Below are 23650 nucleotides of genomic sequence, written 5' to 3'. Positions count from 1 at the left end.
AAAATAGAGCGGATTCATGAGTGATACCAAAAACAACTTAACCCATGAGCAATTTATTACCACTGCTATCGAGGCCATTAATACCGAAATATCTGCGTTAGCATTGCTAACAGAGCAGATTGACGACAGATTTGCACAAGCATGTGACATCATTCTGACTTGTAAGGGTCGAGTGGTGGTTACGGGCATGGGTAAGTCAGGGCTAATTGGACGCAAGATTGCAGCGACCTTTGCCTCAACTGGTACGCCTGCTTTTTTATGCATCCTGGTGAAGCAGGGCATGGCGACTTGGGAATGCTTGTGAAAGGCGATGTGCTGCTTGCTATTTCAAACTCAGGTGAGTCAGATGAAATCAAGATGCTACTGCCAGTTGTTAAGCATCTAAATATTCCTCTCATTAGTATCAGTCGTGATAAGCGCGGTATGCTACCGCGAGCAGCTGACATTGTATTAACACTTGGTCAGTCGCAAGAGGCTTGTCCGCTTAATCTAGCGCCTACCTCCAGTACGACAGCTACTTTAGCGCTCGGAGATGCGTTAGCGGTTGCTTTAGTACATGCACGTAATTTTACTTCTGAAGATTTTGCATTATCGCATCCTGCTGGTGCCTTGGGTCGTCAGCTATTAACGCGTGTCGAAGATTTGATGCATACTAAATCAGAAGACTTGCCTTTGATTCATCAGCAAGCCCCATTGCAACAAGCTTTATTTACCATGTCTGCTGGTCGCTTGGGTATGACCGTAGTGACTGATGATAACAATAAGGTCGTCGGTGTGTTCACAGATGGTGACTTGCGCCGAGGGTTAGAGAAAGGCATCGATCTACAAACACCAATGCATGAAGTAATGGTCAGTAATCCACGCCATATCAGTAAAACGATGCGTGCGTCAGATGCGCTTAGTGTTATGAATGAGAGTGGTATTAGCCAGTTATTGATTATTGATGATGAAGATCGTCTAGAAGCTATTATTACCGTGCATGATTTGCTGCAAGCTGGGGTCAAATAAGGTTTGTGAGTTGCTGTTGAAATAGTTAAGCTATATAGAATAACGCTTCGAAAATAAATATTAAAAAGAGACAAATAATGCAGGACTTGATACAGAAAGCCGGACAAGTAAAACTATTGGTCATGGATGTCGATGGTATTTTATCCAATGGTCAAATCATCTATGATGCCAATGGTGTTGAGACCAAAGCGTTCTCAGTACATGATGGTGTGGGTGTTAAGTCTTTAGCCCGTTACGGTATTTTGACAGCCATTATTACCGGTCGTAGTAGTGCAATGGTGAATAAGCGCGCAGCAGAAATGGGCGTCAACCATGTGGTTCAAGGCCGTGATGATAAATTAATCGCATTAAACGAGCTGCTATCGTCTTTAGATCCTGCCCTGAATATCACTGCTGCCGACTGTGCCTATATGGGCGATGATTTACCGGATATCAAAGCAATGCAAACAGTAGGATTCGCGGCAACCGTACCTAACGCGCATGCTGAAGTTATCAAGCGCAGTGACATGGTAACGACTCGTGCTGGCGGTACTGGTGCAGTGCGCGAGATATGTGACCTTATTTTAAAAGGTCATGGACATTATCAAGACTTTATCGCGCATTACACGCTTGATGAGGCACAAACTCAGGATAACCAGTCGTGAATACACGTGTCTTAATTGTATTAGCCTTAATTATTGCCGGTATCGCGGGTTGGTTTTTCAGCAGCAAGGCGACGTAACGCCGCCAGTCAATATTGAAACGACAGATGTCGATTATGAAGCCACTGATATCAAAGCTGTACAGACCAATGAACAAGGTGAAACCGAATACGAGCTTACCGCTGAGTCTTTGACGCATAATCCTGAGACCAATCAGGATGAAATGTCAGGCATTACTATGAATTGGGAACCATCTGCAGAGCAACGCTATCGTATTCAAGCGGGCAGTGCAGCCATCAGTCAACAGACAGGGGAGCTTAGTTTATCAGGTGGATTTACACTGGTGAGCGAAGGCAATAAGAGTACCCCTGATATCGAACCAATAAAAGTAACTGGTAGTACGCTAAAAGGTAATACGAAATCAGGCAAAGTATACAGTGACGCGCCTGTGAAAATCGAACAAGGCATGAATCGATTTGAAGCCTCTAGTATGACTGCCAATCTTGAGACGGGTGAGTATGAATTTGGCCAAGTGGCTGTTGCCTTTTCTCCATCTGAACGCCAAGATAAAGCATTATTTTAATCAAAGTCTTTCTTATTTACTGTGTCAAAAAATAGCAGCTAGCATAAAGTTTGCAAATCCTACCACCTATTATGAAATGAGTTATTTATATGAAACTTAAATTTTTGCCTACTTTACGCGCATCATCACTCTGCTTGCACAAATTGCGCGCACTGCCAATGGTGATATTATTGGCGCTACCGCTATATAGTCACGCATTGCCATCAGATTCTAATCAGCAGATCAAATTGCTAGCGGATAAAGCCACTTATAGTGAGCGTACAGGCGTGACCAGTTATGCAGGTAATGTCATTATTACTCAAGGTACGTTTAAGATGACGGCTGACAACATCACGGTCAATCTTTCTCAGCAGCGCAGCATTAACTCAGCGGTAGCAACTGGCCGTCCAGCGACTATGCAGCAAGTAGTCACGCAAGAAAAAGGCTTGGCAAAAGGGCAGGCTAATAAAATTGACTACAACGCAGTGTCTGGGATTATTACGCTAACTGGCAATGCAAAGCTGGTTCAGAATGGCGCAAGCTTTGCTGGTAACGTCATTCGTTATAGCCTAAAAGCAGGTGATGTTGAAGCAACCGCTGGCGGCAATCAGCGCGTTGAACTGGTATTCCCGCCTAACAATGGTACAAATCAGAGTGGCGTACGTTAATCCAAATAAACAGGCTATGAGTAAATAAGTCTGCCTTTAGCAATGCTTAAATTTTGTGAAAGTAAGAGTAAGTTATGAGCGATGATAAAAATCTAGACCTATCGGCATCAAATACCAATACGGCGCCTGTCGCTCGATTGACTATGCAAAATTTAGGCAAGCGCTATGGAAAGCGTTGGGTAGTCAAAGACGTTTCATTTTCTGTCGAACAGGGTCAAGTCGTCGGACTGTTGGGGCCTAACGGTGCTGGTAAAACGACTAGCTTCTATATGGTGGTGGGACTGGTCAATATGGATAAGGGCCGCGTTACGCTAGGTAAAATGGATTTATCTAAATATGCAATGCACGAGAGAGCGCGTGCAGGTATTGGTTATTTACCACAAGAGGCATCAATCTTTCGTAAATTGTCTATTGAAGACAATATCTTAGCTATCCTACAGACTCGCACAGAACTAAGTAAAGCTGAACAGCAGCAAGAACTTGAAAAGTTGATTGGCGAGTTCCATTTAGAACATGTGCGCAAGTCTCAGGGTATGAGCGTGTCAGGCGGTGAGCGTAGACGCTGTGAGATTGCGAGAGCATTGGCCGCTGATCCTAAGTTTATATTATTGGATGAACCTTTGCAGGGGTAGATCCTATCTCTGTCGGCGATATCAAAGACGTTATTTTAACGTTAAAGAATCGCGGCATTGGCGTTTTAATCACCGATCACAATGTTCGAGATACGCTGGCTATTTGTGAAAAAGCTTATATCGTATCAGAAGGGGCTATCATTGCAGAAGGCACTTCGGCTGAAGTGTTGGAAAATGATTTAGTAAAATCTGTTTATCTAGGTAAAGACTTTCAAGTATAATTGAGAGCGTTAAATTTTTTATCTCATACTCTATTTTATATAGTGCGCTCAAAATAAAAAAGTGCCGTTAAAGTAGAGTTATGCTGATATAGGTTTTCCTTACTTCCTCTGCATTTTGCTTTCCAAACGCTGCGTAAAATTCATACCAACAATTTTGTATTTTATAATTAACTACTAGAGCTGGCTAAAACTATTTTATATAGAGCTTATAAGCCAGTTACTACTTATATCTATAATTCATATCTCTACAATTAACACCATCCTCTTTCAAGTACAGCTTGCAAAACTAATAGCTGACTTATCATAACAAATATTTTTGAATCAGCGCTTATAAAGCGTGACAATACTTTCTTCATTATTCTCGATTGATCCTCTGAATAAGGCTTATAGGCTATGGCAAAAAATAAAAGCAGCTATGTCTGTCAGCATTGCGGTGCGCATTTTGGTAAATGGGCTGGGCAGTGTACGGATTGCGGGGAATGGAACAGTTTAGTCGAAGCCCCAAATGTCAGCATGCCCCATCATAATAAGAGCACCGCGAAGCCCAATAACGCACGAGCTGCTACTCGTGGTGCCAGTGCGCCAGCTGGTAACTACTCTGGTACTAACAGTGCTGTCATGCCGCTTAATGCAGTAAGTGTGACGCTCGACACACGCCTACCAACTGGTATCAGTGAGTTCGATCGCGTACTGGGTGGTGGGTTAGTGGCGGGTTCCGTAGTGTTAATCGGCGGTGATCCAGGTATTGGTAAATCAACGATCTTGCTGCAAACGGCGACCAATATGGCACGGGCGGATTCACTAGCAGGTAGTGCACTATATGTGACGGGTGAAGAATCACTTGCGCAGGTAGCCATGCGAGCCAAACGTTTAGACTTGCCTGCTGATAGACTGCGTGTACTGGCCGAAACTAACGTAGAAACTATCTGCGCTGCATTAACGCAAGAGCAGCCCGCCATTGCTATTATTGATTCTATTCAGACAATTTATACGGACGCTATCAACTCTGCACCAGGTGGTGTCAGTCAGATTAGAGAGTCTGCTGCAATTTTGACCCGCTATGCTAAGCAAACGGGAACGGCACTATTTTTAGTAGGACATGTAACCAAAGAAGGTACGCTAGCGGGTCCGCGAGTATTGGAGCATATGGTTGATACCGTACTTTATTTTGAAGGCCAGTCTGACTCACGTTTTCGTATGATCCGTGCGGTCAAAAATCGCTTTGGTGCGGTTAATGAATTGGGTATCTTTGGTATGACTGATATGGGGCTCAAAGAAGTCGCCAATCCATCAGCGATATTTTTAAGTCGTTACGATAAACCTGTTGCTGGGTCAGTTGTCATGGTCAGCCGTGAAGGTACAAGGCCGTTACTAGTAGAAGTGCAGGCCTTGGTCGATGATTCACAAGGTTCGCCTAGAAGAATGGCGCTAGGTTTAGACTTCCAACGTTTATCCATGTTGCTAGCAGTGATGCATCGTCACGGCGGAATACATACCAGTGGACAAGATGTCTATGTCAACGTCGTTGGTGGCGTCAAAGTCATAGAGACAGGATCTGATTTGGCCGTACTGTTGGCTTGTGCTTCAAGTATTAAAGAGAGAGCGTTACCATCTTCATTAGCAGTATTCGGCGAAGTCGGTCTATCTGGTGAAATCCGCCCAGTACCTAATGGACAAGAGCGCCTGAAGGAAGCGATGAAACATGGGTTTAAGCATGCCATCATTCCAAAGGCCAATGCGCCTGCTAAAGATGCGCCTCAGTTTAAAGGTATCAATGTGATTGCTGTTGAGCGACTCGATGATGCTATCGAAAGCGCCTTTGAGTTATAAAGTACATAGGACTAATAGCACTTTGTTTTGAGTAGTTCAGTCGCTACTATGAGCCTAGAGCGATAAATATGAACCATAAAAAAGCCTAACTAATTATTAGTTAGGCTTTTTGCTATATGGGCTAGTAATATTATTGGTCTTTAAAACTGATACCTAAAATTAAGGTCCTGCAACGCGCTCAATAGCAACGTTACCCACACCTTTGCTCGTAATACCGAGTTTTTTGGCAGCACCATAAGATAGGTCTAATACACGGTTACCATGGAATGGGCCGCGATCGTTCACTTTTACCACGACACTTTTGCCATTGGTCTTGTTAGTGACTTTGACATAGCAGTTTAATGGTAATGAGCGATGCGCTGCAGTTAAACCGTTCATGTCAAAAGTTTCGCCACTGGCAGTCTTGCGACCATGAAACTTACGACCATACCAAGACGCAAGACCAGTCTGCTTAAATTTGCTGACAGAGTTAGAGGCAACAGCTGTTAGGCGCTCTAATACATCTTCATCATTGGTAACTTGTGTCGTATCATTGGCTAATAATGAGCTGCTAAGTGCCAATGAAGTCGGCTGACGAGCTGACTTTACCAAACTTGATGCGCCATCATGCTGACGGCTTAACTCACCAAGTACACGGTCAATGTGGGAGGCGTTATCTTGCGAAATCATAGCAAGTGTGGTCTTTGCTTCTACAGCATTTGCATTGGTACCGACTGCAGAGCCAGCAAATAACATTGCTGACATTGTAAGTAAACCAGATAAACGCTTGTTCATAAATACCTCTATAACTTATACATCAAAACCTAATTCTAAATATTTTAGATTGAGCATGGCACTAATCTGTGGTTTTCATATTGATTAATGAGCGGCTCTTATAGATATTAATATATGGTAATTTTTCATTTCATTATCATCAGTATTCAGTACATCTAGTAGATAGAGTGACTGACGATACGCTTAAATGATAGTTAGCGATAAGCATTGAATATAAAGTCCAAAATCAGGACTGAATGACAATGTCACTATATGTCGTATTTACATGATGTGCGATATACAAACTTCATTAGAATGCTACATTAATAAAAGGTTCAGAGGACATCGCGTATCGCTTTGTTATCAAACCGTTAATTAAGTAGTGTATTTGAAAGTCTGGAATCTACAAGATGCTAACTATACGGCTACGCTACAACCTAAATATATTTAAATGCAAAGTTTATTAGTAGCTATGTACGGGTTATGTATCAGAGTACAGTAAAACGAGGTTAACGCAATTTTTTGTAAAAAACAAGGAATAAAATCTTTCTAGACTCATAGGCAATTAACTGATATCGGAAATTGTGTCTATTTTTTAGTAAAAATAGGAGGCGCTAAAACGAACAATTATTTCAGATTTGTAACTATTATAGTAGTTGATACGAACATACATTATATGAAAACCATTAAAATAAAAAAGCCATAGCACTCAGAATAAAACTTTTCTTTGCGCTATGGATCATTGTCTTTTATCAAATCATTAGTAGTACAAAACAATTTATTTTAATGATACTACCATAATCATCAGAACGACTTACTCGAAAGACGAATTATACAGAAAGTATCTTATTCCAGTTAGCCAGATTTATGTGTATGGATAGACATGAGTAAGCCAAATCCTGCCATCAGAGTCACGATAGCCGTACCACCATAACTAATGAATGGTAGTGGAACACCTACGACAGGCAAAATGCCGCCAACCATGCCGACATTGACGAATATATAAACAAAGAAAGACATGGCGATAGCACCAGCCAACAATCTGCTGTAAACATCAGGATGAGTGAAAGCGATATATAAGGCGCGTGATAAAAGGCAGAAATAAATGAACATCAGTAGCATCACACCGAGTAAACCAAACTCCTCGGAGAAGGCAGCAATAATAAAGTCAGTATGGCCTTCTGGTAGGAAATGTAAGTGTGATTGTGTGCCTTCTAGATAGCCTTTTCCAGTGAGACCTCCAGAACCAATGGCTGTCTTTGATTGAATGATGTTCCACCCAGCGCCTTGCACATCTGCTTCAGGATTAAGGAGTGTTAATACCCGCGTACGCTGATAGTCGTGGAGTAAGAAGTTCCAAGCAAAAGCAATAAACGGTACAGCTAAAATTACAGCAGCAGAAATTAGACGCCATGAAAGACCTGCTAAGAAAAGCACAAATATACCGCTAGCAGCGACCAGTAGTGACGTACCAAGATCGGGCTCTTTGGCAATTAATAGCACCGGTACAATGATTAGTGCCAAGGTAATAGCAATGCTAGACGCTGACGGTGGCAAATCACGCTTAGACAAAAACCAAGCACACATCATTGGCATACCAAGCTTCATGAACTCTGAAGGCTGCACACTACCGAACCCAGGCAAATTGATCCAGCGCTGAGCACCCATACGTACTTCACCGATAATATCTACCAATACCAATAATATAAGTCCTAAGACATAAAATATGGGCGTAAAAGTACGATAGAGACTGGGCGGTATCTGCGCCATGGTAAACATCACAGCGAATGCCACACCGTAACTGACCATTTGGCGAATGACCATACCAATATCTTGGCTTGCGGCGCTGTATAGAATCGTCAGACCAATGCAACAAACCGTCAATAACAGTAAAGTTAACCATGGGTCGATATGAATACGTTGCCATAGTGTCGGTGCGTGACCTTGACCCAAATGATGGCTTTGACGTGAAAAACGATATTGCGGGTTAGAAGACATAGGCAGAATTTGGCTAACAATTGGTGTAGGAGGGAAGTACTAACTAAATTAGCTCATTATAAATAATGATGAGAAGCGTACTTAAAAGTACCGACTTTAATAAAAATATGCGAGCAAGCAATGGCTATATCATTCACAAATAATAATAAAGTCACTAAATTATAAAAATTGTAAGGATAAGTGTTAATTATCAATATTGGACTTCAAATTAGAAGCGATAGTTTAGCCTGCTTGTTGAAAATTTGATAGTATCGATAAAACGTTTTTAGCGGTAGTTTCTTGCAATGATAAAATCAAAAATCCATGCGTATAGGCAAATTTGCCAACCTATTATCACCCTTATCCTATGTGCTGGCAGTGTCAGTGCTCATGCCGTTATTATCAGTGATGATAGTGAACGCCGTATTCAAATACGTCAAAGTAGTGGTACAAGTGATAATATTAATGCGTATATAACACCTTCTACCAACAGCTCAAATCAGCGTCCTGGTGTCACCATGTTGAGTGGTGCGAGTGCATCAAATGGCGACAGTATGCAAAACTTGATTGTGCAAAAGCAGCGTGATTTCGAGATTGATGCTAGGTTGTCCATTGAAGAAAACAAACGTGTGAATGTAGTGAGACGTGGTACTACTTATAGTACAGCAAACAACACCTATAATGGTGCTTATAACGATTCTATGAGTATGGACTTTAACGCATGGTTAAATAGCAATAGCTATCGTGCCAGACAAGTAGCAGAGTATGAACGCTATCTCAGCGCACGAGTCGGGTCGCAGAATGTACCGCCACTGTCGCAACTGCTGACGACTGCCCGTAGTTGGAGTAAATGCGGATATGAGCCTTATCAACTGCCACCTCAAGAACTATGGTCTAACATTGTACCAACATTACGCCTTTATAGTGAGTTGAAAAACCAAGGTATTTTACCACTTAGTAGTGAGATACGTTCGGTATATCGTAACCCAGGTTTGAATGATTGTGCAGGCGGGGCAGACGGTAGTAAGCATATGAATGCAAGTGCTATGGATATCTGGGTACCTGAGTACGAAGACAATTTATGGCGCTTGAGTACCATGCATGATGGCTTATGCCAGTTTTGGCAGTATCAAGGACAGCCTTATAACTTTGGCTTAGGATTATATGCGACAGGGGCTATTCATTTAGATACTGATGGTTATCGTAAGTGGGGGTTCAATCACGCTAGTAGTTCTTCTTCTTGCCGTTATTAGTTGACCTGCCAAGAATCGAAAATTCAAATAATTATAAAGTTAGCCGAGATAACGCTAGATATATATTCATTTTTATATATACTATTCCGGTATTTACTAAAAATAATAATTTTGTAATTATTTGGTAGGATTCGTAGGATAGACGCATGAGTTAATTAAAAATTTGTTTGGTCTTTAAAAACTATGCTTTAATAATATCTGTTATCAATCGCCTTTATATTTTCATGGCTTATAAAGAAAACCACCAAATTTACTTTAAGCGAAAACTATGAAAAATCAGCGCTCGACAATGAAAAACTATCATAAATTAAATAACGAGAAGCAAAGTTTTTTGCACTCGAACTATAAGTATGGCGCTTTGTTTACTTCTGCACTTATGTCGGTATTATTGATTAATGCGTGTAGTACAGAGATGTCCTCTGAAAACAATATGATAGTGACGGATAAAGCTGATAGACATATACAAAGCTCTAAAGAGATAGAAGATAGTATCAAGAACTCTTACGCTCGTTTAGCCTCTAAGCGCTCTGATGTCTGTCCAAAATTAATTCAAGAAGAAACAGGTAATCAGGTTATCGAACGTATATCAGAGGTCATGGTAAATGACTACTGTGATTATTTCTTATATCCGCGAGAGGGTCAGCGCCTCAATGTTAAAGTAGATAACCGTCAAATAGAAGCGCTATTAATTGTGCCGACGCTACATAACTTTGCCAATGGTAATTATAAAGTGACGTCTTATGATAAGCATGTTATCCGTTTGAGCTATAACGGGGCTACCCATAAGCCTGAGCATTTTGTCTATGATGTTGCGCTAAAAATTTCTGACGCCAAGTATTCCTAATGCCAAGCATTAAGAATGTTCTGCTTCTTATTTAAAGATTATAGCCGTTCAAATATTTAAATGGACATATTATGAGTAGTATTTTTTACCATTTATAATACGTCCATTGGATTGATAACGCTTATTTCTAATATTGCTTCCTAGCGATTTATTTCTTACTGGTTTTTTCTACCACTTTCTTTTCTTTCCAAGGATCTTCTTGCCCAACCGTAACTATTAAAAAGTTATCAGGCTTTAGCGTATCTCGCATGGTTTGATTGACCTCTGAAAGTGTGACTTGATCAATGCGATTGGTATAGTCAGCTAAGTAATTATTCGGTAATTGGTAAAAATTCATCATTCCAAGTAAGCTATTGATACCTACATTGCTCGCAAATCCCATCGGGAAGCTATTTTTCAGATTATCTGTAGTTAAGCGCATCTCCTCATTGGTGATACCCTTGTCTAGCGTCTCATTGATAACCGCTAAGCTTGCATCAATAGCCGCACGCGCCTTGTCATTACGTGTTGAAAAACCAATCTGGTAGGGACCTCGAGAGAGCATCGGATTCATCGATCCCGAGATTCCATAAGTATAGCCGAGGTTCTGTCTTACCTCCGTCATTAGTCGCGCATTAAAGTCACTGCCTGCCATGACTTCGTTTCCAACAGCAAAGTTGGTCTGCTGCTGCTGTGCTATTGGGTCAGTTGCCCGTTTACTACCCAGCTGTCCCATGAGTACAGTGGTTTGAGTGCTTGGGAATGGAATATGAACGTGCTGCGCTTTAGTAAGCGGTTTCGGCTCAGGTAAATCAGTGGCAGCTTGGCCGGTAGGCAATTTAGCAGTGATGTCTTCTGCCAGTTTTTTGGCTTGTTTTAATGTCAGGTTGCCGGTCATAGCAACAGACGCGTTTGCTGCAACTAGATATTTATTTTTAAAGTCTATCAGTTGTTGCTTCTCAATCGTAGGAACGCTTTCTAGCGTGCCGACTGATGGATGCGCGTAAGGGTGAGTACCATATAGAGCCTCGTTGAAAGCGATACTTGCTAAGCTATTAGGATCTTGTTTTTGTTGCTGCAGGCCTACCAACAGTCTTGCTTTATTGCGAGCTAGAACTTGCTCGTCAAAGGTAGGTTCACTCACCATCTGTGTCATTAAGTCAATGGCTGGCAGGAGATGCTTATCATCAGATAGGCTACGCAGTGAAACAATAAACATATCCTTATAGGCGCTACTGCTTAGATTGATGCCCAACGTTTCCACTGCACGTGTAAATGCGTTTTCATCTAGACTTTTGGAGCCCTGTTCGAGCATCGTCGCTGTCATATTCGCAATACCAAAACCATCCTTTTTGATACTACCATCACGCGCGCTACCACCATTAAAACGCAAATCCACATCTACGATTGGCAAGGTGGTCGTTTGTACAAACATAACAGATACGCCAGACTTGGTCTTAAACTGTTGAATGGTCGGTACGGTGACTTTTAAAGGTTTGTCATCGTCTAAGCTGGTCAGTTTAGATAAGGCAGCAATTGGCGCACTTGCATCGACTGCAGCAGGTGCGCGGTAATCTTCAGCCGCTGTTGTATCAGCCTGAGCAGTAGTAGCCAAGATGCTAAAAGCAAAAATTACGCTAACACTGAGGTGGGAACGCTTTTTAGGTGCGATAGTGCTTCTTATAGAGGATGAAGCAGTCTTAAAAGATTCTTGTTTTGCTTTAGAGTCATATTTATTCTGAATCATGATTTTCTTCTTATTAAGAATACGGTTTTATGGTCATTTTTATGAGACGTTTGATAATAGGCAGCGACTATTTAGCTGAGATTTTATTGTCTTTAGGTGGCACGACATGCATCACCGTTAAGTTGTCCTTGACCAAATATTTTTTACTAGCAGCCTGAATGTCAGCCACACTGATACCATCGAGCTTAGTTGGTAACTTAGCAAGTAGCCTGTCATCTAGACCGATAGATTGTAACGAGCCTATCATACGTGCTTGTCCTTCCATGCTGTCTTGCGCATAAATCAAACCAGTAACTGTATTGGTCTTGGCTCGACTGATCTCATCATCGGCAATAGGATCGGTTTTTAACTTTTCTATTTCTGAGGTTATGGCTTGTTGTGCTTGCTCTAAGCTGACGCCTTCACGCGGTGTTGCTTGAATCAAAAACAGCCCATCACCGCGATCTAACAAGTCGTAAGAAGTACCAACCGTGGTAAGCAGACCTTGCTCACGTATCAGTCGACTCTCTAAGCGTGCAGATAAGCCGCCATCGAGCACATCTTGCGCAAGTGACAGGGCATAAGCTTGTTTTTCATTGTTTGAGCCTGCCGTGGCAAGGCTTGGCACGTTGTAACCCATCAGTAGAACGGGCACTTGAACGGCTTGCTCAGAGTTTACCTTTTGATAACCACGGAAGCCTTTTTGAGTTACAGAGGTACGTTTGGGTAGGTTGCTTTTTTCTAAATCACCGAAGTAACGTTTGACTTGAGTAAGTACTTCCTGTGGTTGCACGTCGCCGACGATGACTAACGTTGCATTATTTGGTGCATACCACGTCTTATACCAATCTTTTAGATCTGAAAGTTTAATCGATTCTAGCTCGTTCATAGGTCCAATGACAGACTCACCCTTTGGGCTGTCAGGTAAGGCCAGCAGACGAAATGACTCATACGCTTTGGCAAGTGGATTGTCATCAGTACGTTGGCGGCGCTCTTCCATGACCACTTGATGCTCTTTGGCAAATTCTTTGTCATCAAATATAAGGTTTTTCATGCGATCTGCTTCAAGCTCTAGCGCTAACGGCATACGATTGGCAGGGAACAGCTCGTAGTATCCGGTATAGTCATAGCTGGTAAAGGCATTGTTGACGCCGCCAAACTTAGCAATTAGCCGCTCATAATCATCACTAGAAACGTTGGTCGTGCCTTTGAACATCATATGCTCGAGTAAGTGAGAGATACCACCTTTATCAAGAGGCTCATCTGCCGAGCCCACTCGGTACCAGATTTGTGTCATAGCGACTGGGGCACGGTGGTCTTCTTTTATAACGACTTTTAGACCATTTTCTAACTGATATTCATGTCGACCTGACATGTCCATTGTCAACTCAGACGGCTGTGTGTCTTTGCTCATTTTATTTTCATCTGACATATTTTGAGCCAAGCTATTTGTTGCAATTGAGCTTGTCGCAGTTGCAGAATTAGTAGGCATCGTATTGGTTTGACACGCAGCAAGTGACGCTGCTACTGCTAAGGCACAAGCAATGCGTAATGGCGCAGCTGCTAGAGGTAAAGACAATGGCATGGTATGGTCTACTTATATAAAATAATAATAGAAGAATTAGATACTAATCATAGCGATAGAAAACATTATAAAGAGGTCTGGGCACCAACCATAACACTAGCAGTTGGTCTGAACTCTTGCGTCGTGGTGCAACCGGTCACCAATATAGTCGTCGTTAATAAAACAGCCACACTGATGCTGCTGATTTTCTTATAGTGCTTAGAGAGTAATGACATAACGGATTCCTAATAAGTTTTTATCGAATAAGTCTTGGTAGAGTAGGCGAAGTCTGACAAGTAACAGGTCAGAATTTTGTGTCTAAACCTTAAGCAAAACTTTCTCAAATCATCGAGTGATTTTTTAAACAGATAAATTTTGACGATAGTCTAATAGGGTAAGGGCTGAGCATGACTTGAATTATGCTAAAATAGGTCAAAATTAGATGTCATGTCGCTCGTAGCCAGATGACAACCTATGAATCCATTAACAATAAACAAATAATTGATCGTGATAACTTTTAGGGCAAATTTATGAACAACCCAAACAATAGCAACCGCGTAGTCATTAACCTTGATGCTGGTCTTGACGACTTAGATGACGATGATATTACCTTACCCAGTCTACCGGTGCAATCTGTGCCCATTATTGATGAAACAGAAAATATTGCTCCGCAAAAGGACAGTATGGTAAACCAAGACGTCTCTAGTAATGATGCTGCGGACAATATTGCTTTAGCGACGCCAATTGTTATGACAGAAGAGCATAATGTCCCTAAAGGTAATTCTGAAAGCTTTTCGAGCGCTAAAGAGACAGCCGCTGCTACAAGTCAAACTAATACTGCGTCAACCATTCCTGCTATGCCATTGCAAGAGCAATTGGGTGATACACCAAGCGTAAACCCAGTGGCTGACAGTAATGTACAGGCAGCTACTACCAAAGAGCCTGCTACAGAGTTACAAGAGTCACAAGAGACTAAAGAAAATAAGAAAAAGGGCAGCTGGTTTAACCGTATGAAAACGGGCCTCAGTAAGTCACGCAAAAACTTAGCCGAAGGCATGGTCAGTATCTTAATCGGTGGCAAAGAGATTGATGACGAGCTCTTAGAAGAAGTCGAAGATCAGCTATTGGTAGCCGATATCGGCGTCAACGCGACGAACCGTATCATCAAGAGCCTTACCGAGCAGACAGATCGTGGTGACTTGATTTATGCACACTCTCTATATAAAGCATTGCAAAGTGAGTTGGTTGATATCCTCACACCAAAAGTTGAGCCATTGGTGATTGATACTAGCAAAAAGCCGTTTGTTATATTGGTAGTAGGTGTCAATGGCGTAGGGAAAACCACAACGATTGGTAAGCTTGCCAAGCGTCTACAGGGTGAAGGTAAATCAGTTATGCTGGCAGCGGGTGATACGTTCCGTGCGGCAGCTACTGAGCAGCTACAGATTTGGGGCGAGCGTAATCATATTCCAGTGGTAGCGCAAGGTCATGGTTCTGACAGCGCTTCTGTCATTTTTGATGCGATGCAGTCAGCCAAAGCAAAAAATATCGATGTGCTCATTGCCGATACTGCGGGACGTCTGCAAAACAAAACGCATTTGATGGCAGAGTTAGAGAAGGTCGTACGTGTCATGCGTAAGGCGGATCCAAGTGCTCCGCATGAAGGTATGATTGTGCTGGATGCTGGCACGGGTCAAAATGCTATCAACCAAGTCGAACTGTTTAATAAAGTTGTGCCACTGACAGGTATTACTATTACTAAGCTAGACGGTACTGCTAAAGGTGGTGTGGTATTTAATATTGCCGAAACGACAGATGTGCCTATCCGCTATATCGGTGTGGGTGAGTCGATTGATGACTTGCGTTCTTTTAGTCCGAAACAATTTGTCGCCGCTTTGTTCGAGACCGACGATAAAGAATAAGAGAGCCAGTTTTAATTGGTAAATCATTTTTGAGATAATTTGGAAGTAGACGCTATGATAGTTACCACAGCAGCCTTTGGGTCACATCGATTAACACTGATTGCTCGTGTCAATGGGCATGGTCAGCCTATGCTCGTTGAAGCCAACTGGCTGCTGGCAGGTAACTCATGGCATAGCTCAAAATCTGTACCCAAACTTAAAAAGTACTATGGCCTGACAGACGAAGACTTTACCTTTATAGATAAAAATAGCCTAAGCATGAATGAACCTGCTCAAGCATTATTAATAGAAACGATTTTCCAACTCAAAGACTATGCTGATGCTAAACGTAAGACGTTGGATTTGCCTTTAGACTTCTCTATGGGTACTGAGTTTCAGCAAAGAGTATGGCAGGCACTACAAGGTATCGAGTATGGCGAAACCATCAGCTATGCCACGCTCGCGCAGCGTGTCAACAGTCCAAAGGGATTCCGTGCGGTTGCGCAGGCCAATGGCAAAAATCCTTTTAGCATTATCGTGCCTTGTCATCGAGTGATTGCAAGTGACGGTAAGCTCGGTGGCTATACAGGCGGGCTAGATAAAAAAGAGTATTTACTATCATTAGAAGGAAGTTGGACGTAAAACTAAATCTAACTTAATAAAAAAGGGCCAAATACTTTTAGTATCTGGCCCTTTTACTGAACAATTAATAAGTTTATGCTTCAAGCTGAGCCATGACGTCAGCAGAGAAGTTCACGTTAGTATAAACCTCTTGCACATCATCAGCATCTTCTAGCATATCAATCATCTTCAAGATCTTTTCAGCATCATCGACATTGTCGATCTCAGCCGTGGTAGATGGTGACATAGTGACCTCGGCGTTGTCAGAAATAAGACCAGCCGCATTAAGGGCATCTTGGACTTGACCAAAACTTTCCCATTCAGTAATAACGAGCAAGCTTTCACCATCGTTTTCGATATCAACGGCGCCCGCATCTAGTGCAACGAGCATGACCTCATCTTCTAAACTAACATCGTTAAAAGTAATTTCGCCACGTTTAGTGAATAAATACGCAACTGAGCCTGATGTGCCAAGATTACCATCATTCTTGGTAAAAGCATGACGTACTTCGCTGACCGTACGGTTAAGGTTATCAGTCATGGTTTCGACCAATACAGCCACACCACCAACACCATAACCCTCGTAACTGACTTCTTCCATATTCTCATTATCGCCGCCACCTGTACCACGATCGACAGCACGATTAATCGTGTCGCGCGTCATATTGACGGATAGGGCTTTTTCGATAACGGCACGTAAGCGTGGGTTTTTGTCAGGATCGGGATCGCCTTGTTTGGCAGCTGAAACGATTTCACGAATAATCTTGGTAAATATCTTACCTCTTACTGCATCCTGACGGGCTTTGCGGTGTTTAATATTTGCCCATTTTGAATGGCCTGCCATATAACATCCTTAAGTTCTACATACTATTTTTATGGGTAAAAAGAGTGATCAACAACAACCTTCGATATCTGATTGCCTGATTTTATACTATCATTACTTTGTCTATTTGAGGTAGTAGCGCTACTAGCACGTTAACGATTTGTATGTTGTTGAGAGTGCTTTTTTGCTACACTGTGGCAACTTATAGATTGTATTCACTGTGATAGGTGAGCGATATTATAAACCAGTTTTAGCTATTTTGACCAACTTGCCCTTATCCATCACATTTTAAGTCATTGCGTGCTATCAAGCCATTGATTTTATAAAGTACTGATTCTATGAAGCAACCAACCGCCGAAGCTCTTACACACTTGCGTAACCGTACGCATATCATTATTGAAGGCACAGATACTCGTCTGGGCAAGCTCTTTGATATTGTATTGCTGATTGCAATTTTAGCCAGTGTGGCGGTCGTCATGCTTGATAGTGTGCTATATATGCGTTTGCAGTATGGCACGTTGTTCTTTTATGCAGAGTGGTTTTTTACTATTTTGTTTACTATTGAGTATGCGTTAAGGCTGTTTTCAGCACCCAACCGCTTACGCTATGCTTTTAGTTTCTTTGGAATAGTAGACTTACTGTCTGTATTGCCAAGTTATTTGAGCCTAATGTTTGTGGGTGTACAGTATCTACTCGTGATACGGGTATTACGTATTTTACGTGTGTTCCGCGTTCTTAAGCTCAAGGCCTATATGCAACAGGCTGGGTTCTTGGCGTCTGCATTAAAAACCAGTCAGCAGAAAATTACGGTTTTCTTCCTATCGCTTGTATTGTTGGTAACCATCTTTGGTTCGATTATTTATGTGGTAGAAGGGCCGGAGAATGGATTTACCAGTATTCCACTGTCTATCTACTGGGCAGTTGTCACGATGACTACGGTTGGCTACGGTGATATGTCACCCAAGACACCGCTTGGGCAAGCAATTGCAACCATGGTCATGATCACAGGTTACTCGATTATTGCGGTACCAACAGGTATTTTCACATCAGAGCTAGCACGTAACATGCGTCCGCAGCTCAACCCGGTGACTTGTCCAAACTGTGGTAAATTCGGCCATGCAGTAGGGGCAGACTTTTGCGATCGTTGTGGACACGCGCTACATATCTAAAAATAGATTTAATCGTGGTAGTCAACATACCTACTACGAATCTACGCATCGATGTATTCATCAACCAGTGGTGACAGGTCGATCTCGACGCCTAGATTGACCAGATTCCAGTATTGTCCTGATACAGTACGGTCTAGCATCATAGTGGTAGCTGAGGGTTGAAACTGACCAAAGTACTTTAAAGACGTACGCATCTGGGCAATGGCCTCGTGATGTACTTGGCTGCTACCAAAATCAAATTCGCCTTCTTGATAGGGGCTAATGGATAAAGGTTTAAGCCCAATCGATAGCCACTTTTCATAAAATTCACCAGGGATGTTCTTGTCATCTTCGCGGCGAATATCTAGCGCAATCAAATCTTGCTCAAGTGCAGTGACGTCACCTTTTAATGCATGTTTGACAAAGCGTTTAAATAGCTGCACTTCGCTATCACTATAGCTGCGGATACCGCCAAAGTCATAAGCCACGACACTGCCATCATAACGGAATGCAAAATTACCTGGATGAGGATCGCAGTGCATACGGTATAAGCCAAATAGCTGACCTGCAGTAAAGTGAAACAGACGCTCAGCTATTTTTTGTTTGACATCATTGTCCCACGTCGCGGCGACAGTTAATGTCTCTCCCATCTCTTCGGTCAGCGTTAAAATCCGTCTAGAAGAGTGGCTACTAATCACTTTGGGAATAATAAGGCCTTCATCTTCTGCATGAAAAGCACCAAACACGCGTAAGTTATGAGCCTCTTTGACATAGTCCAATTCATCATGCAAGCTCTGGCGAATCTCATTAAAAAGCTGCTCTTGTAGGTGCTTACTCATATTGAGCACGCCAGCGATTTTCAATGCCATACGTACTTGTTTGAGATCGCTATCGCAGTTTTCATCGACATCAGGATACTGGACTTTGACCACCACTTTTTGACCCGATGGCAACGTTGCTTTGTGTACCTGTCCAATGGATGCTGCGGCAAAAGGTGTCTCTTCAAACGCGCTAAACAATTCTAAGATTGGCGCTTTCAACTCACGTTCAACTTGGGCTCTTATCTGCGCATATGGCATTGGCGGCGCATCTTTCTGTAGTTTTTCGAGCGCTGACGCAACCTCAGGCGGGAACACATCTTTATATTGTGAAGCAATCTGTCCGACCTTCATCACTGCGCCTTTCATCTCACCCAACGTTTCGGCAATTTGAACGCCCACGTCTTGCATCAGATCTGAGCGAGCTTGCAGACGTTTTTCTTCGTCACTTGAGAGATGCTTAAATGAGTTTTTGGCGGCTTTGCCAGCAATACTCGCTGTCATGCCAGCGAGTTTCATAAAGCGTTTTCCGGACGATTTTGCCATTCATGTCACCGTATAATGGGTTGTTTGCTCAGTCGTAATTCTATTATTTTAATTGCAAAATTACTGTTTGACTAATGTGTGAAGACGCGAGTAATCATTTATAAAAAGTAAGCACAGTCATATCATTTGTTTGTGTCAACTGCATACATATTGCTTAACCAGTAATCAAGTGCCATTTGATAGCCCAATTGTCCCAAGCCGCAAATGACTCCGACCGCAACATCACTTAGATATGAATGATGACGGAAAGGCTCACGGGCATGAACATTGGATAAATGCACTTCTATAAATGGTTTTTGGGTGGCCAATAGCGCGTCGCGTAGAGCCACTGAAGTATGCGTAAATGCAGCCGGGTTGATAATGATAGCATCGACTTGGGCAGATTTGTCCGCCAATAATCCATGATGCTGAATGTCGTCTACTAGCTTACCTTCATGGTTGGACTGTATGCATATTAACTCTACACCGTGGCGTGCGGCGCGCTCAACTAGTTGCTTTTCTATATCAGCAAGTGTCGTATGACCATAAATATGCGGTTCCCGTTTACCTAGTAAATTCAGATTTACGCCGTTTACCAGTAGTAATTTATGAGTCAGTATTTGATTTGAATTTTCGTTAGTCGATTGTTCGGCTGTTTTTGATGGGGTAGAGGAGGTCATAATGGTCTCGGTAACTATTGAGCGATGTTAATAATTTATAATAATATATGAATAATTTAAGGCGCGAGCTGCCAAGCTAAATTGGCTTCAACGCATTTTGCTCTTTATCATAACAGCTTGCCAGCTAGGTTATAAAAATTTGTCTAAAAAAATTATCTAGATATCAAAAAGCATATTAAAAGTCTTTATGTTGCTAAAAACCCGTGCTATGATATTTTTTATGCAATAAATATTGCAAGTTTGTTGCTATCATCAAATTTCATGACGATAAGTGCGTTTGGCGAATTCGTTATGGAAGCACTATGTAGGTAATTAAAGCATTACATAGATGATGGTAAGTAGAGTAGTAATACTCTTAATTTTTGATTTCATAATCTTAGACCCTGTTTATATGCAATGTCGCAAAGGAAGCTAGGGCTAAGCGGACTTTTTAGGAAGTAATATTATGTCAGCTCGTGAGCAAGGTATCGTTAAGTGGTTTAATGACTCAAAAGGCTTTGGTTTCATTCAACGTGACAGCGGAGAAGATATTTTTGTCCATTTCCGCGCGATTCAGGGTGATGGCTATCGTTCTCTAAAGGATGGCGAAAAAGTTGAGTTCAGCGTAGTGGAAGGTGACAAAGGTCTGCAAGCTGAAGAAGTCAGAAAGATAGAAGAGTAATTTACTCAGACATTAAAGCGGTTTAGTTATAATGTCTGTACAAACTACTGATATACTACTGAGTCAAGCCCATCTTATCTTACCTATGTTGAGTGAACCGCAGCATATTTGGTAGGATTGGATTCGGGCTTGGCTTTTTTATGCCTATATGTCTGATGGTAGTTGGCAGACTCGATAAGGCTACTCTTACTGATTACGGTTTAAATGCTCCATTTGACACTATAAAGGTTCATTGTGAGCCTATTTATAATTAATAAAATACAAGCAATTCATTTAAAAGGATACTTTTTTGAGCAATTTTACAACGTTTACTGATTTGCCACTTTCAACAGCGACCTTGCGTGCAGTAAGTGATCTAGGCTTTACTGAATTGACACCCATTCAAGCAAAGATACTACCGCATACATTGGCACATCAAGATGCTATCGGACAAGCACAAACAGGCACAGGGAAAACAGCGACTTTTCTACTGACTATTATGGAAGCCTTGCTTAAGCGTCCATTTGCCAATGACGAAGAGCGCTATCTTGGTGAGCCGCGCGCTGTGGTCATGGCGCCAACTCGCGAACTGGCTCAGCAAATATTTGATGACTGCATTGCATTAACCAAATATACCTCGCTACATAGCGTCTGTATTATGGGCGGTACTAACTATGAAACTCAGCAACACGAGCTTGAACGTCAATACGTTGATATCTTGGTAGCGACGCCAGGCCGTTTAATTGATCTTGCTAATAAAGGTATGGTGTATCTAGATAGAGTAGAGGTACTGGTACTCGATGAAGCCGATCGTATGTTAGATATGGGATTCATTCCTGATATCAAGCGCCTAGTTGGTCGAATGCCTGCCAATACCGATCGCCAAAGCTTGTTGTTTTCTGCAACCTTTAACCAAGATGTTATGAATTTAGCTTACCGCTGGTTACATGAGCCTCAGTTTGTTGAAATTGAGCCTGAACACAAGACCAGCGAGTTAGTAGATCAGCATTTTTATTTGCTGACAGAAGATCAAAAGCTAGACGCCTTGCAGCGTATTATCAGTGATGAAGCAGTAGAGAAGGTCATCGTCTTTGCCAATCGTAAAGACCAAGTAAAGCGTCTGTATCACAAACTGCGTCAAGCGCATAATATTGTGATGCTCTCGGGCGATGTCATTCAGCAAAAACGTGAGAAATACTTACAGCGCTTTAAAGATGGTCACGCGTCTATCTTGGTGGCGACAGATGTAGCAGGGCGTGGTATCCATGTCGATGATATCAGCCATGTGGTTAATTTTACTTTGCCTGATCAGCCAGATGATTATGTACATCGCATTGGTCGTACGGGCCGTGCGGGACAGACAGGTATTAGTATCAGCTTTGTGAGTGAAGATGATGCCTTCAATATACCGGCATTAGAGAAGCACTTGGAAACCAAGTTTACGCTTGAGCAGTGGCAGGAATAATTGCTATAAACTGAGCACTACTTAACAAGCAAAAGCCCTCAATATCGCAAATGGTATTGAGGGCTTTTTTATATGCGAAGTGTTAATAGTATCTGTACCGATAAATTTATTGAGCGTGTTCCATCATCTCAGTATGCTCATGGTGATTCATGTCCATTGATTCATCACTCATGTCATGCATACTATGATCCATGTCTTCTGCCATATCCATATCGTGATTCATTTGGCTCATATCATGAGAGTCCATATCAGACATCATAGCAGCGTGGCTACTATGATTCATCTCACCATGACTGCCATGCATATTTGCCATGACCATCGGCACGACCGCTACTGCAAAACCTGATATGACCATAACTGCACCGTTTAGCTGTCTTAAGCGAAAACGTCCGATCTTATCACGTAGCCAACCGACCGTCTCATGCGTCGCAACCAACATCGGTATGGTCCCTAGACCAAAGACAAACATCAACGCAGCACCGCTTAATGGATTATGAGCAACGACTGCAATTAGTAGAGCGCCATATACCAAACCACAAGGCAAAAAGCCCCAAAGTAAACCTGCTGTCAGTGCGCGCGGAAAAGTATTGAGTGGAAATACCTTTTGGCGCAATGGGCTAAGATACTGCCAAAAGCGCATACCAAAACGTTCGAGCTTAGTCAAAAACGGTGCACCAAGCATCGTCACACCGACGAATACCAGTACCAATCCTAATAAAATACGCGGTGTACTATTACCCATCATCAATGGCTTTAATATAGTAATACCGATAAGCCCTGCGATTAAACCCAATAATGCGTAACTCGTTAAACGCCCAAGATGGTAAGTAGCCACCAAAGCACGGCGTTTAGCAGGGCTAACATCCTTCATAGACAGACCAAACGCGGTCACAAGACCGCCACACATGCCTAAGCAATGCGGTGAACCAAAGAATCCCATTAGTAATGCCGCCACAAGTAAAGCGATGGTCATGAACGCGTCTCCTAAGAATGGTAAAGGGCGAACTTGCTAGTGCTGAATTATTTAATAAAACGGCACCAATAAATTACGCATTTATAAGGTAGATAAATTAGATGTTTGAATCTTTATCTATCTCAGAATGTTTGTTATTTCCAACAGTTGCCGCTGTTTCATCTTGTTGCTGAGTAGGTGCTGAGCGTTCATGAGCCTGCATGGTTTGGCGGCGTTCTTGACGGTCATCCAATATAATACGCTGTGATGCATTGTCCAGATCTTCGAATTGATTTGACTTGACCGCATAACGCACTGCCCAAATAGCAACCACAAACAGCATAAGACTTAATGGTATTAATAAAAATATACTGAGCATGGCAAATCTCTTAAATAGCAGTGTCTCTTATTATTATACA

The 23650-nt window shown here is 42.1% G+C and carries 20 protein-coding genes and 3 pseudogenes; 13 read left to right on the top strand and 10 right to left on the bottom strand.

All coding sequences use genetic code 11. The features are described from left to right. The first annotated feature begins 16 nt into the window (after window positions 1-16). The 6 genes and pseudogenes from ACOBWA_RS08005 (at window position 17) to radA (ending at window position 5562) form a co-directional block, all read left to right on the top strand. Window positions 17-1008 (top strand): annotated as a pseudogene (locus ACOBWA_RS08005) (KpsF/GutQ family sugar-phosphate isomerase). Between the two features lie 77 nt (window positions 1009-1085). Beyond that, window positions 1086-1652, top strand: a complete 567-nt coding sequence (locus ACOBWA_RS08000; protein WP_102091770.1) for a KdsC family phosphatase — start codon at window positions 1086-1088, stop codon at window positions 1650-1652. Between the two features lie 49 nt (window positions 1653-1701). Next, complete coding sequence (gene lptC / locus ACOBWA_RS07995) at window positions 1702-2232, top strand: LPS export ABC transporter periplasmic protein LptC (protein WP_420228980.1); 531 nt, start codon at window positions 1702-1704, stop codon at window positions 2230-2232. Between the two features lie 89 nt (window positions 2233-2321). After that, window positions 2322-2879 (top strand): lipopolysaccharide transport periplasmic protein LptA, encoded by a 558-nt coding sequence (gene lptA / locus ACOBWA_RS07990; RefSeq protein WP_420228979.1) that lies wholly within the window; start codon window positions 2322-2324, stop codon window positions 2877-2879. A 143-nt stretch (window positions 2880-3022) separates the two neighbouring features. Beyond that, window positions 3023-3732 (top strand): annotated as a pseudogene (lptB, locus tag ACOBWA_RS07985) (LPS export ABC transporter ATP-binding protein). A gap of 393 nt (window positions 3733-4125) precedes the next feature. Further along, on the top strand, window positions 4126-5562 hold the full coding sequence (gene radA / locus ACOBWA_RS07980) for a DNA repair protein RadA (RefSeq protein ID WP_420228978.1): 1437 nt from the start codon (window positions 4126-4128) through the stop codon (window positions 5560-5562). 159 nt (window positions 5563-5721) lie between these two features. On the opposite strand, the pseudogene ACOBWA_RS07975 reads toward radA, so the two are convergent. Together ACOBWA_RS07975 and rodA are read right to left on the bottom strand one after the other, a co-directional pair. Further along, a pseudogene (locus tag ACOBWA_RS07975) lies at window positions 5722-6063 on the bottom strand (septal ring lytic transglycosylase RlpA family protein); the annotation flags it as partial. A gap of 1107 nt (window positions 6064-7170) precedes the next feature. Continuing rightward, window positions 7171-8313, bottom strand: a complete 1143-nt coding sequence (gene rodA, locus ACOBWA_RS07970) for a rod shape-determining protein RodA (RefSeq protein WP_057760433.1) — start codon at window positions 8311-8313, stop codon at window positions 7171-7173. A gap of 284 nt (window positions 8314-8597) precedes the next feature. On the opposite strand from rodA, the gene ACOBWA_RS07965 reads away from it, so the two are divergent. Beyond that, window positions 8598-9545 carry a D-Ala-D-Ala carboxypeptidase family metallohydrolase gene (locus ACOBWA_RS07965; protein ID WP_420228977.1) on the top strand — a complete coding sequence of 316 codons (948 nt, stop codon included), beginning with the start codon at window positions 8598-8600 and terminating at the stop codon, window positions 9543-9545. Window positions 9546-9813: 268 nt separating this feature from the next. Continuing rightward, window positions 9814-10389, top strand: a complete 576-nt coding sequence (locus tag ACOBWA_RS07960) for a hypothetical protein (protein ID WP_296206709.1) — start codon at window positions 9814-9816, stop codon at window positions 10387-10389. Window positions 10390-10537: 148 nt separating this feature from the next. On the opposite strand, the gene ACOBWA_RS07955 is transcribed toward ACOBWA_RS07960, so the two are convergent. The 3 genes from ACOBWA_RS07955 to ACOBWA_RS07945 all read right to left on the bottom strand — a co-directional run bounded on the left by ACOBWA_RS07955 (window position 10538) and on the right by ACOBWA_RS07945 (window position 13894). Next, complete coding sequence (locus ACOBWA_RS07955; RefSeq protein WP_420228976.1) at window positions 10538-12115, bottom strand: M16 family metallopeptidase; 1578 nt, start codon at window positions 12113-12115, stop codon at window positions 10538-10540. 67 nt (window positions 12116-12182) lie between these two features. Then, window positions 12183-13679, bottom strand: coding sequence for a M16 family metallopeptidase (locus ACOBWA_RS07950; RefSeq protein ID WP_420228975.1), 1497 nt, complete (start codon window positions 13677-13679; stop codon window positions 12183-12185). Window positions 13680-13744: 65 nt separating this feature from the next. Continuing rightward, window positions 13745-13894, bottom strand: coding sequence for a hypothetical protein (locus ACOBWA_RS07945; protein WP_165598598.1), 150 nt, complete (start codon window positions 13892-13894; stop codon window positions 13745-13747). 774 nt (window positions 13895-14668) lie between these two features. Between ACOBWA_RS07945 and ftsY the strand changes: the two genes are divergently transcribed. Together ftsY and ACOBWA_RS07935 are read left to right on the top strand one after the other, a co-directional pair. After that, window positions 14669-15580 carry a signal recognition particle-docking protein FtsY gene (gene ftsY / locus ACOBWA_RS07940; protein WP_227526712.1) on the top strand — a complete coding sequence of 304 codons (912 nt, stop codon included), beginning with the start codon at window positions 14669-14671 and terminating at the stop codon, window positions 15578-15580. A gap of 54 nt (window positions 15581-15634) precedes the next feature. Next, complete coding sequence (locus tag ACOBWA_RS07935; protein WP_420228974.1) at window positions 15635-16201, top strand: methylated-DNA--[protein]-cysteine S-methyltransferase; 567 nt, start codon at window positions 15635-15637, stop codon at window positions 16199-16201. A gap of 73 nt (window positions 16202-16274) precedes the next feature. Here the strand turns inward: ACOBWA_RS07935 and ACOBWA_RS07930 are convergent, their stop codons facing one another. After that, window positions 16275-17024, bottom strand: coding sequence for a YebC/PmpR family DNA-binding transcriptional regulator (locus tag ACOBWA_RS07930; RefSeq protein WP_420228973.1), 750 nt, complete (start codon window positions 17022-17024; stop codon window positions 16275-16277). Window positions 17025-17341: 317 nt separating this feature from the next. Between ACOBWA_RS07930 and ACOBWA_RS07925 the strand changes: the two genes are divergently transcribed. Further along, window positions 17342-18172 carry an ion transporter gene (locus ACOBWA_RS07925; RefSeq protein ID WP_057760421.1) on the top strand — a complete coding sequence of 277 codons (831 nt, stop codon included), beginning with the start codon at window positions 17342-17344 and terminating at the stop codon, window positions 18170-18172. Window positions 18173-18213: 41 nt separating this feature from the next. On the opposite strand, the gene ACOBWA_RS07920 is transcribed toward ACOBWA_RS07925, so the two are convergent. Both ACOBWA_RS07920 and aroQ read right to left on the bottom strand, forming a co-directional pair. Next, entirely contained in the window at window positions 18214-19515 is a 1302-nt protein-coding gene (locus ACOBWA_RS07920) for an ABC1 kinase family protein (protein WP_420228972.1), read from the bottom strand. A gap of 122 nt (window positions 19516-19637) precedes the next feature. Beyond that, on the bottom strand, window positions 19638-20174 hold the full coding sequence (aroQ, locus tag ACOBWA_RS07915; RefSeq protein ID WP_420228971.1) for a type II 3-dehydroquinate dehydratase: 537 nt from the start codon (window positions 20172-20174) through the stop codon (window positions 19638-19640). A gap of 445 nt (window positions 20175-20619) precedes the next feature. Here aroQ and ACOBWA_RS07910 point away from each other — a divergent pair, with 445 nt between their 5' ends. Together ACOBWA_RS07910 and ACOBWA_RS07905 are read left to right on the top strand one after the other, a co-directional pair. After that, window positions 20620-20835, top strand: a complete 216-nt coding sequence (locus tag ACOBWA_RS07910; protein WP_057760416.1) for a cold-shock protein — start codon at window positions 20620-20622, stop codon at window positions 20833-20835. A gap of 289 nt (window positions 20836-21124) precedes the next feature. Further along, complete coding sequence (locus ACOBWA_RS07905; protein WP_201567883.1) at window positions 21125-22279, top strand: DEAD/DEAH box helicase; 1155 nt, start codon at window positions 21125-21127, stop codon at window positions 22277-22279. Between the two features lie 106 nt (window positions 22280-22385). Here the strand turns inward: ACOBWA_RS07905 and ACOBWA_RS07900 are convergent, their stop codons facing one another. Together ACOBWA_RS07900 and ccoS are read right to left on the bottom strand one after the other, a co-directional pair. Continuing rightward, complete coding sequence (locus ACOBWA_RS07900) at window positions 22386-23252, bottom strand: sulfite exporter TauE/SafE family protein (protein ID WP_420228970.1); 867 nt, start codon at window positions 23250-23252, stop codon at window positions 22386-22388. 97 nt (window positions 23253-23349) lie between these two features. After that, window positions 23350-23610, bottom strand: a complete 261-nt coding sequence (gene ccoS, locus ACOBWA_RS07895) for a cbb3-type cytochrome oxidase assembly protein CcoS (protein WP_102091786.1) — start codon at window positions 23608-23610, stop codon at window positions 23350-23352. Between the last annotated feature and the right edge of the window lie 40 nt (window positions 23611-23650).

Origin of the sequence: Psychrobacter sp. ER1 (assembly GCF_048631835.1) — a bacterium.
GTDB lineage: Bacteria > Pseudomonadota > Gammaproteobacteria > Pseudomonadales > Moraxellaceae > Psychrobacter.
This window is presented reverse-complemented; position numbering and strand designations above follow the sequence as displayed.

Excerpts from the sequence above, each read along its gene's own strand:
- ACOBWA_RS07965 (WP_420228977.1), top strand. The coding sequence starts at position 8,598 with ATGATAAAATCAAAAATCCATGCGTATAGGCAAATTTGCCAACCTATT.
- ACOBWA_RS07955 (WP_420228976.1), bottom strand. The coding sequence starts at position 12,115 with ATGATTCAGAATAAATATGACTCTAAAGCAAAACAAGAATCTTTTAAG.
- ACOBWA_RS07930 (WP_420228973.1), bottom strand. The coding sequence starts at position 17,024 with ATGGCAGGCCATTCAAAATGGGCAAATATTAAACACCGCAAAGCCCGT.
- rodA (WP_057760433.1), bottom strand. The coding sequence starts at position 8,313 with ATGTCTTCTAACCCGCAATATCGTTTTTCACGTCAAAGCCATCATTTG.
- ACOBWA_RS07935 (WP_420228974.1), top strand. The coding sequence starts at position 15,635 with ATGATAGTTACCACAGCAGCCTTTGGGTCACATCGATTAACACTGATT.
- ACOBWA_RS07900 (WP_420228970.1), bottom strand. The coding sequence starts at position 23,252 with ATGACCATCGCTTTACTTGTGGCGGCATTACTAATGGGATTCTTTGGT.
- ccoS (WP_102091786.1), bottom strand. The coding sequence starts at position 23,610 with ATGCTCAGTATATTTTTATTAATACCATTAAGTCTTATGCTGTTTGTG.
- ACOBWA_RS07925 (WP_057760421.1), top strand. The coding sequence starts at position 17,342 with ATGAAGCAACCAACCGCCGAAGCTCTTACACACTTGCGTAACCGTACG.
- ACOBWA_RS07950 (WP_420228975.1), bottom strand. The coding sequence starts at position 13,679 with ATGCCATTGTCTTTACCTCTAGCAGCTGCGCCATTACGCATTGCTTGT.
- ftsY (WP_227526712.1), top strand. The coding sequence starts at position 14,669 with ATGAAAACGGGCCTCAGTAAGTCACGCAAAAACTTAGCCGAAGGCATG.
- aroQ (WP_420228971.1), bottom strand. The coding sequence starts at position 20,174 with ATGACCTCCTCTACCCCATCAAAAACAGCCGAACAATCGACTAACGAA.
- ACOBWA_RS07960 (WP_296206709.1), top strand. The coding sequence starts at position 9,814 with ATGAAAAATCAGCGCTCGACAATGAAAAACTATCATAAATTAAATAAC.
- ACOBWA_RS07920 (WP_420228972.1), bottom strand. The coding sequence starts at position 19,515 with ATGGCAAAATCGTCCGGAAAACGCTTTATGAAACTCGCTGGCATGACA.
- radA (WP_420228978.1), top strand. The coding sequence starts at position 4,126 with ATGGCAAAAAATAAAAGCAGCTATGTCTGTCAGCATTGCGGTGCGCAT.
- ACOBWA_RS07945 (WP_165598598.1), bottom strand. The coding sequence starts at position 13,894 with ATGTCATTACTCTCTAAGCACTATAAGAAAATCAGCAGCATCAGTGTG.
- ACOBWA_RS07910 (WP_057760416.1), top strand. The coding sequence starts at position 20,620 with ATGTCAGCTCGTGAGCAAGGTATCGTTAAGTGGTTTAATGACTCAAAA.
- lptA (WP_420228979.1), top strand. The coding sequence starts at position 2,322 with ATGAAACTTAAATTTTTGCCTACTTTACGCGCATCATCACTCTGCTTG.
- ACOBWA_RS08000 (WP_102091770.1), top strand. The coding sequence starts at position 1,086 with ATGCAGGACTTGATACAGAAAGCCGGACAAGTAAAACTATTGGTCATG.